At 47.8% G+C, this 12,664-nt stretch carries 13 protein-coding genes and 1 other annotated feature; of the genes, 4 read left to right on the top strand and 9 right to left on the bottom strand.

Going from position 1 to position 12,664, the window contains the following annotated elements:
- Positions 1-77 precede the first annotated feature (77 nt).
- From ACFTRD_RS16505 to ACFTRD_RS16485, 5 genes are all read right to left on the bottom strand, one after another.
- Positions 78-1,079 (bottom strand): N-acetylglucosamine kinase, encoded by a 1,002-nt coding sequence (locus ACFTRD_RS16505; RefSeq protein WP_379381911.1) that lies wholly within the window; start codon positions 1,077-1,079, stop codon positions 78-80.
- Positions 1,080-1,113: 34 nt separating this feature from the next.
- Positions 1,114-2,121 carry a LacI family DNA-binding transcriptional regulator gene (locus ACFTRD_RS16500; RefSeq protein WP_379381909.1) on the bottom strand — a complete coding sequence of 336 codons (1,008 nt, stop codon included), beginning with the start codon at positions 2,119-2,121 and terminating at the stop codon, positions 1,114-1,116.
- A 131-nt stretch (positions 2,122-2,252) separates the two neighbouring features.
- Positions 2,253-3,644, bottom strand: coding sequence for an ABC transporter substrate-binding protein (locus ACFTRD_RS16495; protein ID WP_379381907.1), 1,392 nt, complete (start codon positions 3,642-3,644; stop codon positions 2,253-2,255).
- Positions 3,645-3,696: 52 nt separating this feature from the next.
- Positions 3,697-4,584: a carbohydrate ABC transporter permease gene (locus ACFTRD_RS16490; protein WP_379381905.1), complete on the bottom strand. Its 888-nt coding sequence runs from the start codon at positions 4,582-4,584 to the stop codon at positions 3,697-3,699.
- A complete protein-coding gene (locus ACFTRD_RS16485; protein WP_379381903.1) occupies positions 4,581-5,474 on the bottom strand; it encodes a carbohydrate ABC transporter permease in 894 nt (297 codons plus the stop codon). Before ACFTRD_RS16485 ends, ACFTRD_RS16490 begins: the two co-directional genes overlap by 4 nt.
- A gap of 469 nt (positions 5,475-5,943) precedes the next feature.
- Here ACFTRD_RS16485 and ACFTRD_RS16480 point away from each other — a divergent pair, with 469 nt between their 5' ends.
- From ACFTRD_RS16480 to tyrS, 4 genes are all read left to right on the top strand, one after another.
- Positions 5,944-7,413, top strand: coding sequence for a protein adenylyltransferase SelO (locus ACFTRD_RS16480; RefSeq protein ID WP_379381901.1), 1,470 nt, complete (start codon positions 5,944-5,946; stop codon positions 7,411-7,413).
- 276 nt (positions 7,414-7,689) lie between these two features.
- On the top strand, positions 7,690-8,148 hold the full coding sequence (locus ACFTRD_RS16475; RefSeq protein ID WP_379381899.1) for an Imm63 family immunity protein: 459 nt from the start codon (positions 7,690-7,692) through the stop codon (positions 8,146-8,148).
- Between the two features lie 92 nt (positions 8,149-8,240).
- Complete coding sequence (locus tag ACFTRD_RS16470; RefSeq protein WP_379381897.1) at positions 8,241-8,609, top strand: DMP19 family protein; 369 nt, start codon at positions 8,241-8,243, stop codon at positions 8,607-8,609.
- Positions 8,610-8,709: 100 nt separating this feature from the next.
- Positions 8,710-8,931 (top strand) — a binding site (T-box leader).
- Between the two features lie 119 nt (positions 8,932-9,050).
- A complete protein-coding gene (gene tyrS / locus ACFTRD_RS16465; protein WP_192267998.1) occupies positions 9,051-10,313 on the top strand; it encodes a tyrosine--tRNA ligase in 1,263 nt (420 codons plus the stop codon).
- 139 nt (positions 10,314-10,452) lie between these two features.
- On the opposite strand, the gene ACFTRD_RS16460 is transcribed toward tyrS, so the two are convergent.
- The 4 genes from ACFTRD_RS16460 to ACFTRD_RS16445 form a co-directional block, all read right to left on the bottom strand.
- Positions 10,453-10,731 carry a YxcD family protein gene (locus tag ACFTRD_RS16460; protein WP_024630486.1) on the bottom strand — a complete coding sequence of 93 codons (279 nt, stop codon included), beginning with the start codon at positions 10,729-10,731 and terminating at the stop codon, positions 10,453-10,455.
- 5 nt (positions 10,732-10,736) lie between these two features.
- On the bottom strand, positions 10,737-11,240 hold the full coding sequence (locus ACFTRD_RS16455; RefSeq protein ID WP_379381894.1) for a hypothetical protein: 504 nt from the start codon (positions 11,238-11,240) through the stop codon (positions 10,737-10,739).
- 99 nt (positions 11,241-11,339) lie between these two features.
- Complete coding sequence (locus tag ACFTRD_RS16450; RefSeq protein ID WP_379381893.1) at positions 11,340-11,906, bottom strand: PadR family transcriptional regulator; 567 nt, start codon at positions 11,904-11,906, stop codon at positions 11,340-11,342.
- Positions 11,907-12,081: 175 nt separating this feature from the next.
- The gene (locus ACFTRD_RS16445; RefSeq protein WP_192267992.1) at positions 12,082-12,657 is read right to left on the bottom strand and encodes a beta-class carbonic anhydrase; all 576 of its coding nucleotides are present in this window, start codon (positions 12,655-12,657) and stop codon (positions 12,082-12,084) included.
- Positions 12,658-12,664 lie beyond the last annotated feature (7 nt).

Raw genomic sequence — 12,664 nt, 5'->3', positions numbered from 1 at the left:
TGAACCCGCAACAGGTTTTGGAATTAGGAGGAGCCAAAGGATCAGTCTGCGGGAAGGTCATTTGATGATGACAGTGTTTATAGACGTTTATCTTGTTGATGCTTAATATGTTCGAAGTTGCGGAAGACCCGCATTTTGTCATATACATCCTGACTTACCGCATGTCCGTCCGCATCCATAGCAGACCATAGGGCACCGACGACAGGCTCAGTGGCCAAAGTGACGATAGCAGCATTCGGAGCGACGGCTGCGACGGTCTGTTCAACCATATTGCGAATCCATCCGCGATCCCCCCTTGTTAGCAGACTCCCTGCCAATACCACGTCAAATCTATCCTCTTCCATTCCAAGCTTATGGATAACCGCAGAAGCTGATTTGCCAAGCTCGACACCCTGGCGGTTTAGAATTTCCAGAGCAACAGCATCGTCTTCTGCGGCAGCCTCAAACAGCAGTTTGGCTGCATGCACAGGCACATGCTTGCCATGATCCTGGAAGTCATCGAACATGTCTCTGACACTGTCATATCCAAGAAAGTTCAGCAGCAGCGGAGTCAGGAGCGTTGTCTGCTCACGGCCGTCCCAAGAACGGATGACGGACCGGAACACCTCAATATTGAGGGAACCGCCGCCGCCAAAATCTCCGTACATATAATTAAAGCCGCCGACCTGTACATGTTGTCCTGCCGGATTGCGGCCTGCGGCGTTGGTGCCTGTGCCACAGATCAGTGCGACCCCATAAGGTCGGTTCGTGCCTGCGCGCAGGCCGATCATCGTGTCACAGTCAATCGAGTAATTCCGGGTGAATCCGATATCCTGAACCAGAGGGTGCAGGATTCGGTAATCTGCCTCCCGATCTGCGCCTGCAAGTCCGAAAAAGGTATGCGAGATTTCATGAATCCGCAATCCTGCCTCGTTCAGAGCGCCTTCTGCAGCTTTACGTATGCTTTGCGCGGCCAATGCATGGTCAATCTGGTGATTACCGTTGCCGCCCACGCCTTTGCCAAGCACATTGCCACAGTCATCGGTCAGCAGGGCATATGTTTTTGTTCCTCCCCCATCGATTCCCAAGTAGTAAGTCAAAGGTCGTCACTCCTATATATAAGGATAATTTTTTTTAATCGGATTTACCTTCTGTTGGTGATCCAGTTGACTCTCGCACGATGAGTTCAGGGTCGATCCGCACATTAGCCCCGCGTTTCATCGTACCGTCCATGCGTTTCAGCAGCATATCCGCAGCGGCAACCCCAATGCGGTCGGCAGGCTGCCGGACCGTTGTCAGATAGGGGTGCAGCTTGGATGAAATATACTGATCGTCATAGCCGACGATAGCTACCTGTTCAGGCACCTTGATGCCTTCTTCCATGAGGGCGTTCACGACCCCAAGCGCGATATGGTCATCGCCAGCGAACACCGCGGAAGGAAGGCGTCCCTCCCGCAGCCATTGGCGGCAGGTGTCATAACCAAAATCGATTTCGAAATCGCCTGTGATCATGTCGAACGGAGCCAGGTCTTGTTCCTTAAGTGCCTGCAGGAAACCGCTACGGCGCTCTTTCGTACTGCGGAACATGTCGTCTCCGCTTAAGTGCGCGATGGAAGTATGACCGAGATCAAGCAGATGCTTCGTAGCGGCATAACCGCCCTTGTAGTTGTCGATTGTTACAGAGAAAGCATCATTCTCCGGCTTCTGATTGTCGATTAGGACATAAGGAATATTGCGCCGCTTCAGTTCCACGATGTAGTTATCCTCTTCTATAGGCGAGAGCAGAATAAGACCGTCCACCCGGTCCTCCTGGATCAGGTAATGGGTTTCATCGGAGCCAATGCCGGTAGAGACCGAAACGGCAAGAAAATAGCCGTGAAGTGAAAGCACTTCGTTCAGCTCCTTAACGACGGCGTCAAAGAAGGAGTCCTGAAGAGTGGTCATGATCAAACCGACGATTCCTGTCTTTCCGCGGGCTAAACTCCGCGCGGCAGCGTTAGGACGGTAATCAAGCTCCTTGATCGCCTCCAGAACCTTTTGCCTATTTTTCTCTCGCACGGATTCGGCACCGTTTAAGACGCGTGAGACTGTCACAACGGACAGCCCTGATTTTTTGGCTACATCAAATATACTAACCTTCATTGTTTATTCTCCTTGCGGCAGATTTTCCGTACTTTACATTGACTTAACACTAGTATACATGTACGGAGGCCTACCCGCGAAGCTATTTTAACAGATGCACCGCCCCTTGCGGGACGGCATAATGTCTAGCTTTAACGTTTGATAATTTCCATGACCTTTTTCTGAATCGTCGGCATCACTTCTTCAACGGTATTGTGTCCGGTATCGATCGGCTGCATCTCGTTGATGAACATGTCGTTAATTTGCGAATAGTTGGTGATCAGGTGGTTATAGGATTCAAAACCGTATTTCACAGCGCCTTCGTACACCTTCTTCACATCTGCCGGATCGATGCCATCAAAATGCTTGTAATAGGTTTCGGCTGCCTTCGTATTTACAGGAGGGTTGCCGCCGCTCAGGTCGATGGATTTTTCCTGAACCTCGTCGCTGACCAGATACTTGATCCATTCAAAGGCTTCCTTCGGATGTTTGGAACCCTTCAGAATCAAGAGCGGATCGACGAACAGCACACTGCGAACCTTGTCATTGCCGCCGGCAGGCACTGCAGCTACACCAACCTTGAACGGGAAGTCATTAGAGCCGGCAAGGCTCCAGGAGCCGCTGACGGTCATACCCACTTTGCCGGTTACGAATGCATCGCCGTTTTGCCCCGCTACGCTCTTGCTCCATTCTGTTGTCGGGGACACTTTATCTTTTAAGATCAGGTTAAACAGCTTGTTATAGGCTGCAATGACTTCCGGCGAATCGAAATGAGTCTCGGATGGTACGCCGCCGTTGGTCCAGGTATCCTGGGAGTACGGTTCAGCTCCAAAATAGAGCGGGCGCATATCGCGCTCAGACCATGTGAAGTCAACGCCATATTGGGTTTTGGCAATATCGCTGGATACAAGCGTCATCTTCTTTGCATCTTCGATCATTTTGTCAAACGTCCAGCTCTTGTCCTCGTAATCGCTTGGAGGATAAGGAACGTTGGCAGCGTCGAACATGTCTTTGTTGTAGAGCATCAGAGTGACATACATATTGACCGGAATACCGTAGACTTGGTCTTTGACGGTATAGATTTTCATGAGGTCATCCGGGATGTTGTAGTCGGATGCCTTAAATCCGTCTTCCTTAATAATGTCGTTCATGTCGAGCAGCATGTCTTTGTTGTAATACTCCGCAAAACCGCCGTAGCCATAATGGCTTGTGACGTCAGGAGATTTGCCGCCGGCAATTAGCGTTTGGAGCTTACTGTCGAACTGCTCGTAAGGAGCTTTTTCTACTTTCACCTTAATGTCCGGATGTTTGGCTTCAAAGTCTGGAATCAGCTTCTCAATAAACGTGCGGTCCTCGGAATCGATAGTGTAGTGCGTTATAGTTACTTGCTCGCCTGAGGAGCCGGATGTAGCGCTATCGCCGTTGTTACCGGGCACTACATCTCCCGCTGATTTGCCACCGCTGCAGCCGGACATTGCCAATACAACGAGCATGCTGGTCGCAAGCAAAAGTGCAAAAGTCTTTTTGTTCCTTATCTTTTTCATGAACTACGTCCCCCATATATTCAAGTTTTTTGCCGCCCCTACGGCGGGGTCTTTACTTGATGCCTGTAAGAACAATTCCTTCCACAAACCGCTTCTGGGCTATTGCAAACAGGGTCACGATCGGCAGCATGGCGAGCACGGAAGCAACCATGAGCAGATGCCACGGCGGAATTCGGAAACGCGAAGATGTGAAGGAAGACATACCGACCGGAAGCGTAAACTTATCCGATGAGCTCAAATAGAGTACAGGTGTCAGAAGGTCGTTCCAGCTGTAGATGAAGGCAAAGATCGCAACGGTTGCAAGCGCCGGCCCGGACAGAGGCAAAGCGATTTGTCGCCACATCCGGAACTCGCTGCAGCCATCAATGCGCCCGGCGTCAAACAGCTCATCTGGCAGCGTGGAGAAGAACTGTCGCAGCAAAAAGATGTTGTATGCCGAACCGAAAAACGCAGGGACAATCAGCGGCAGGAAGGTATCGATCCAGTTCAGCTTGGAAAAGAGAATGAACTGCGGGATCATGATCGCCGGATATGGAAGCATCATAGTGCTGAGCATGAGCATGAACCACAGGTTGCTGCCCTTGCCCCGATATCTGGCGAAGCCATAGCCTGCAAGGGCTGACGAAAGCAGGGTACCGACAACGGTCAAAATGCCGATAATGAGACTGTTCATATACATTTGACCGAAGTTCAGCGTGTCGAAAATTTCTCTGTAGTTACTCCACTGCCAAGACTCCGGCAGAAAGGTCGGAGGAAACTTCAGCAGTTCCTTCTTCGATTTCAGCGAGGTGGAGACCATGAAAAACAGAGGGAGGAGCATGAGAAAGGTGGTGACCAGCAGGGCGATGAAGCTGGCAACGCTAACCGCGTCGATTTTACGTCGGCGTTTATTCACAGAAGGTGAAGCCCCTGGGCCGGCAGTCGGAATCGTCGTACTCATTTGCGTCCGCCTCCTTCATAGTGAACATAACGGTTCGAGAGTTTAATAATGATTGCCGTAAATACCATGACGACGATCAGCAGCACCCACGCGAGTGCCGAGGAGTAGCCCGCCCTGTATTCCTTGAAGGCGCTGGTGTACAGGTTGTAAACGTAGAACCAGGTCGAGTAGTTTGGACCCCCTTGGGTCATTACGTACGCTTGTGTGAATACCTGGAAGGAATCGATGACGCCCATAATCAGCTGGAACAAAAGCACCGGTGAAATCATGGGCAGCGTTACGTTCAGGAAAATCCGGAAGCGTCCCGCTCCGTCAAGCTTGGCGGCTTCCACAAGACTCGCAGGAACACCCTGAAGTCCTGCAAGGAATAGAATCATGCCTGAACCCACCGTCCAGAAGGACATAATCATTAGAGCGTAAAGCGCATAATCGGGACTCATGAGCCAGGATGGGCCGCTAATGCCGAACCAGGACAGCACGTAATTGAACAGACCGATTGATGGGTTGAAAATCCAGTACCACAGCAGGGACATCGCCACACCGGATACCATGCTCGGAAAATACATGGCGGTTCGAAAAAATCCGCGGAACGGTATTTTCGTATTGAGCAGGAGAGCAAATCCGAGTGCCAGAAGCAGTTGGATCGGTACGCTGATAAATGTATAACGCACCGTTACGACAACTGATTTCCAAAACAGGTCATTGTGAAACATTTCATTGTAATTCGCGAGTCCGACATATTTCGGCGGGTGGATAATGTCATAGTCCGTGAAGCTGTAATAAAGGGACGACAGAATCGGATACAAGGCAAACACGAGGAAACCGATAAGCCATGGAGAGATGAAGAGGTACAGGTAAAATGTCTGCCGCCGGCTTTCGCGATGGGTCAAGGAAACACCAACCTTTCTATGGGATATAAAAATTATAACGCTTTAACTTTCGGAGTGAAGTTTTCCATAGGTATAGGTTTCATATGATGTTAGTTAATCGAAAGTTAAAGTGCTTTAACTTTATTATCCGAACTGATGACATTATCATAGTGGATGATTTCTCAATTATCAACCCTTTTTTTGGAAGATTGAAAGCGCTATCTTATTTGAGAGTACCGAAGTTCTTTCAGGACGCCTGACAATGGCTGATTCAGAAAGGTTTGTGGTGGATTTTCAAGCCTTCGGAAATTAACGAAATTTCTTTGGAGGAGTTTCACAAAAGGGATATAAATATGCTAAAGTTTCATCATGAACATGTTACATGTTCTTTCAGTTGAATTTCCATGCGACTACATAAATGAGCATTGGTGCACAAGGCTATACTAAATCAGGGGAGATCCCTTGGTTACAGAAAAGGAGTTGTGATCACATGCAACAAGAAACGCTGAACAAAGGATGGCATTTTGATAACAGTTATGCCCGTTTGCCACAAACCTTTTTTACAAGGCAGGGAGCTGAACCTGTCAAATCACCGAAGATGATTATCTTCAATACTTTGCTTGCTGCAAGCTTGGGGCTGAATGCTGAGGCTCTCAATAGTGATGAAGGGGCAAACGTTTTTGCAGGGAACCTGATCCCGGAAGGGGCTGAGCCTCTGGCTCAGGCTTACGCAGGACATCAGTTCGGTAATTTTAATATGCTTGGTGATGGGCGGGCTTTACTGCTGGGTGAACAAATTACGCCACAGGGCGAGCGGGTGGATATCCAGTTAAAAGGTTCGGGGAGAACGCCATACTCCCGCGCAGGTGATGGACGTGCTGCTGTTGGACCCATGCTGCGTGAATACATTATTAGTGAAGCGATGTATGCACTAGGTGTTCCAACTACACGAAGTCTGGCAGTGGTATCTACGGGAGAAAATATTATACGCGAAACAAAGCGGCCTGGTGCAATATTAACGCGCGTTGCTTCCAGTCATTTGCGCGTAGCGACCTTCCAATATGCAGCAAGATGGGGATCCATCGAGGATCTTCGAGCATTGGCTGATTATACGTTGCAGCGTCATTTTCCTGATATCGCTGAAGCGGAGAATCGCTATCTTCTATTGCTTCAGGAAGTGATTAAACGGCAGGCGTCTCTCATTGCCAAATGGCAACAGATTGGGTTCATTCATGGCGTGATGAACACGGATAATATGGCTATTAGTGGTGAGACGATTGATTATGGGCCATGTGCATTTATGGATGCCTACAATCCAGCAACGGTATTTAGCTCCATTGACACGCAAGGACGATACGCCTATGGAAATCAACCGTATATCGGTGGCTGGAATCTGGCGCGGTTTGCCGAGACGCTCCTGCCACTTTTGCATGAAGATGAAGAACAGGCTGTGCAGATCGCCCAGGATGCCATTGCACAGTTCTCAGAGCTGTATCATCGTGACTGGCTCTCCGGTATGCGTTCCAAATTGGGCTTGTTGAATGAAGAGGCTGAGGATGAATCGCTCATCAGAGATCTTCTTGAACTCATGGAGGAGCATAATGCAGACTACACGAATACTTTCCTGGCATTGACCTTTGATACGTTGGAGGATACGCCCTGGTTAGGGACTTCAGAGTTTGCTGAATGGAACGAACGGTGGCAGATGAGATTAGGCAGGCAGACGGAAACGAAGGAAGTCTCGCATCAATTGATGCGAGACAGCAACCCGGCCGTGATTCCACGAAATCATCGGGTAGAAGAAGCGCTTGAACGAGCGGAGAATGATGGAGACCTTGGTTTGATGGAAAAGCTTCTTGCTGTTCTGGCAAACCCGTACGAGCATTCCCCTGAGCAAGCTGAATACGCTAAACTGCCTGCACAATGCGATACTTCATACCAGACGTTCTGCGGAACCTGATTGAAGAACAGAGATCATGAAGAGGCTGCCGATGGCAGCTTTTTCGTATTTTTTCCAGGGAAAATCAATAGAAGATTATTAAATCTAGCCTATTCAGGCATTAGCAAGAATGATTGGGCCGGTCATTGGAGACCAGATTTATGAGGGGGGTTATTTCAGGTAGCCCTTTTTGTTATCATGTTAAGAAGAGATTCCAACGGGGTTCTTACTGAATTCAGAGCAATATAGTGCCACAAATAAAATAGCAGTATGTAACTTTTTGAAGTGGGTGATTTCATGTCCATCCTACGAAGCAAACAAGAAATTGCAGAAATTCTTATACAGCTGCTTGAACGGACATCTTTCGGCAGAAGACAGATGGAGAACTATGTTAACCGTTTGTTCGAGGACTTTAAATGGGAAGGCGTCCCATATGTAGAGATTGGAAGCGGTGCGTACATTGTTCGTATATACGAACGGGGTGTCGTCATGTTGGAAAAACGGTTGAAGCAGACAGATGAAGTGATCTACTGGTTGCTGGAGGATATCATTTTTACGGCGGCGCATGTAGAATTGCTGGAACGACATGGTGTGGATAATAAACAGACACACTTGAACTATACGAACGAAGTGAAGCAAGAACTGGGTCGAAGTGTTGAGGAGGCTTTTCACCAGATTGGTGATCCATTTTTACACTGGCATCAGACAGGCAAACGTCAGGAGCTTGAGAGGCTGAAACCAAGAAAAGAGAGGTGAGAGGTGATTGACGTGCGTGAACAGGATGTCCATGATGTATGGTATGAGTATGCGGTATCATTTGTCGGGAAAAAGAATGAATCTGCCCATGGTTGGGGGCGTTAACACCAAATGAACAGGAAATTGCCGCGTTATGGCTGTTAGAGACGGATGCCTTTAACGGTGGCTTTTTGCAGTTTTTTTGCAACTGGGGTGAAGAGGCATATCTTTACGCGTTGCGGGCATTACATGTCATTGGTGCTGCCCAAGTGTCGGATATAATAAAGTCAGCATATGGCTGCATTGAGCATTTGGAAGAGGATGAACGGCTTACTCAGCTGTGGGATATACCTCAATTTCTAACAACGGAACAGGAGCAACAGCTGGATGCGTTGGATCAGCAATTTTGGAACAATGAGGATCAGATCCCGCAAAAGGCATATGAATATTATCATGGGAAGTTGAACATGATGTCTTTATAAATTTGGATACTGGTGATCATCTGATGTTCTATCCAAAGATTGTATACTTGGCCTTGCAATGATGTTAACGTTCAGCTATACTGGCTATAAATTAAATACATGAATTACGTTGATAGAGCGCAGTAGCGGCTTTGTCCCTGTTACAGAAAGTCAGGGGTTGATGGAACCTGATACATACAAGGGCTGCGAATTACACTCTGGAGTACTTGGGTAATGCCAAGCGGAATGGCAAACGATATTTTGCCGAAAGCGGTATGGACAGCGTGTAAGCTGTTGTCTGTGCAAGTTGGGTGGTACCACGGTTATTATAATCGTCCCTGTGTCTATTGAAGACAAGGCGGCGATTTTTTTGTGTCCAAAAAAGTCCCACCCTGCTTAACTCTTGATGAATTCACGTAAATCATGGCCTATTACCAATGCATAGAGAAGGGGTTGTTCGTTTTGAATATTATTGATGAACTGGAATGGCGCGACGCCATTAACCAACAAACAGATGCGGAGGGTCTGCGTGAGCTGACCGAGACTACGTCGGTATCCTTATACTGTGGGGTTGACCCTACCGGTGACAGCATGCATATTGGACATTTGATTCCATTCATGATGCTGAAACGTTTTCAAAACGCCGGCCATCGTCCGGTCATTCTGATTGGTGGCGCAACAGGTACCATTGGTGATCCGAGTGGTCGTCAATCGGAACGTTCACTGCAAACGTTGGAAGAGGTTCAGGCGAATGTGGATGCTCTGACTGCACAAATGAAAAAGCTGTTCATAACGGATGGCGACAATCAGGTTCGCTTGGTCAACAACTACGACTGGACACATAAAATCAATGTGATTGAATTTTTGCGTGACTACGGTAAGAACTTTAATCTGAACACGATGCTGGCCAAAGACGTAGTTGCGAGCAGACTGGAAGACGGCATTTCGTTTACCGAGTTCTCCTACCAGATTCTCCAATCGCTCGATTACCTGCACCTATTCCAACATGAGAATGTACAGCTGCAAATTGGCGGTTCCGATCAATGGGGCAACATCACAAGCGGCCTGGATCTGATTCGGAAAAAAGAAGGGTCTGAAGCCAAAGCTTTCGGTCTGACGATTCCGCTCATGCTCAAAGCAGACGGTACCAAATTCGGTAAATCTGCAGGCGGGTCCATCTGGCTTGATCCGAACAAAACGACTCCATTTGAATTCTATCAGTTCTGGGCGAACACGGATGACCGCGATGTCATTAAATACCTGAAATACTTCACGTTCCTGAGCAAAGAAGAAATTGAAGCTTTGGCGGACAAGGTAGCAGCCGAGCCGCACAAGCGTGAAGCACAAAAGGCACTTGCGGAAGAAATGACGAAGTTTGTGCACGGTGATGACATGCTGGAGCAGGCAAAACGCATTACCGCCGCACTGTTCAGCGGAGATATTCGTTCTCTTACTGCGGACGAAATCGAGCAGGGTTTCAAGGAAATGCCAACCTTCGAAACCGATGGCGAAGCGAAAAATATTGTAGACTGGCTCGTGGATCTGGGCTTGGAGCCATCCAAGCGTCAGGCGCGTGAGGATGTCACCAAAGGAGCAATCTCCATGAACGGTGAGAAGATTACAGAGCTGGAATTCACGGTCTCTGCAGAGCACGCAATTGGTGGAAGATTCATTATTATCCGCAAAGGCAAGAAAAACTACAGTCTGGTGAAATTGAAGTCGTAATCCGTAGTCATAGGATGAATCTTGGGAAGGTAATAGTGAAGACTTATATCTTCCCAAGACACAAAAGGACCGCCTCCATACATGTCAATGACATCATGGAGACGGTCCTTTTACATTCCATCTGCAAATGGTTTATGATTTATTGATTCACAATCGCTGTGATCTCTTCATCCAGATCAAGTCTTACATTCTCACGGTAAGCCCGAATGTCGTATTCACTGTGCAGGTAGCGCAGGATTGCTTCGATCATATTGGATTCGACCAGGTATTGACTGCGTCCTTGAATCCAGACTTCAGCGGAATATCCCGTATCTTCTTCCCAGCTCAGTTCCACATTGACATCGGTTGGGCGCACACCCTTGCGTTCAGCCATGTGAATACAGATCGCGTTGACAATTTCATCCATGCTTAGAACCATAGAGATTAGTACCGTCCGTTTCTGTTACGGTCATCATCATCACGATCATTACGACGATCATAACGACCATCCGCTGCCGGTTTACGACGATTCGTAATGGCTCTGAACAGGGCCATCGCGAGCATCACGATCAATATAATTGCAGCCACGTTTACGAGCAATCCAAGAATGTTACCCAAAGCTCCCATGCCGCCGAACAATCCGCCGAACATCAAACCTGCCAGACCACCCAGCATCATGCCTTTCATAAATCCACCGCCACCGCCGAAGAATCCGCCACGGTTCGTTGTAGCTCCATTGCTGGAGTTGTTATTTGTATTGGATTTGCTCACATTACTGTTTGAATCGGATTTCTTAGGTGTATTGGTATAGCTTTTTGTTCCCGATTTGAAACCGCCACCACGTCTAGCATCAGCAGAATCCGGATTTGCGACTCCGACTGTTGCGAACAACAATGTAAAGGCCATGAAAACCATCATGAGATGTTTAATTCCGAATTTGTTCTTCATTGTAAAGATCGTAACCCCCCGATTAATTTGTTTGATTCGCCCAAAAATGGACCTTACTCAGTTAATACGGTCAACTTGCAGGAACGTTTCAAATTTTGTTTAATTTTCTGAAATACTTGGACAAGGGTCCTGAATGGCTGCCTGACCATCGAGAAGCTGGGTAACCCAGTTGCACCATTCGAGGCCTGTTTGTGCGTTCATCAACCCTTTTTGTACCAGAATGTAACTTCCGAACTCCCGGCTGCCTACTTTCAAATTATCCTGAGGTATACGGGATTTCAGTCCCTCGAAATAACGGATGCGTTCCATAAACCAGTTCTGTCGTTCATTCAGAATACGTCTCATGCTTCCGTCTTCCGCAATGCCGACACATAAAATACGCAGATTGAACTCGTCACGAGTAACCGGAGCGGTAACGGGAGTGATCATCCATCCCAGCAGTTTTTCAATACCTTTTTCCGTGACTGCATACATTTTTTTGTCCGGTTTGTCAGACTGTTGCACCCAGCGGGAGGCTAAAAGGCCATCGTTTTCCATTTTGGAGAGGAGGGGATAGATCTGACTGTGTTTGGCCTGCCAATGTGGCTGGATTTTCAGCATTAGATCATAACCTGATGACTCCTCGCGGGTAAGAAGCCCGAGCAATCCGTAGGAAAGTATGTTCATGCACATGTCTCCTTAATATTAGGGCTGGGTCAGCGAAAACAATACAAAATGGTTCTCATTGACCGCTTTCATAAAAGTGTACACTGAAACTGTATGGTTTGACAACCTGGCAGAACAACTGCCTCAATTTAGACAAAAAAAGAGTGCGAACCCTGAGGTCCGCACCCAAAACCATTTAGAGAGATGTCTGTTGCCCATACCCCTCAGCGACAAGATCAAGTTCACCTGTGTAGGAGTCGATGACCATGCCGTGGACGGGTACATTGGGCGGAAGCAATGGATGTTTCTTGATCACTTCCACAGTATGTTTTACCCCTTCTTCAACGCTGTCAAACCCGCGTAACCACTTTTGCAAACGAATGCCGGAGTTCTCCAGCGTGCTCATGACTTCTGCCGATACTCCCCGTTCAACCATATGTCCGATCATCGTTTCGGCGTGCAGGGATGCCATGCCGCATTCCGTATGTCCAACAACCAGTACTTCATCGGCACCAAGCTCATAGATCGCGACGAGTACACTACGCATGACTGACCCAAAAGGTTGAGAGATAATCGCGCCAGCGTTTTTAATAATTTTCACATCGCCATTTTTCAGGTTCATGGCCTTGGGCAGCATTTCCACCAAACGCGTATCCATACAAGTAATGATGACCATCTTTTTGGTTGGAAACTTGCCAGCCGTATACTTTTCGTATTCTTTTGTCTCGACAAATGTTTTGTTGTAAGCCAGAATCTCTTGAATGTTGTTCATGTCCATT

It is taken from the genome of Paenibacillus sp. NPDC056933, from assembly GCF_042674385.1.
Lineage (GTDB): Bacteria > Bacillota > Bacilli > Paenibacillales > Paenibacillaceae > Paenibacillus.
Note: the sequence above shows the minus strand (reverse complement) of the source record. Positions and strands in the feature narration are given on the sequence as shown.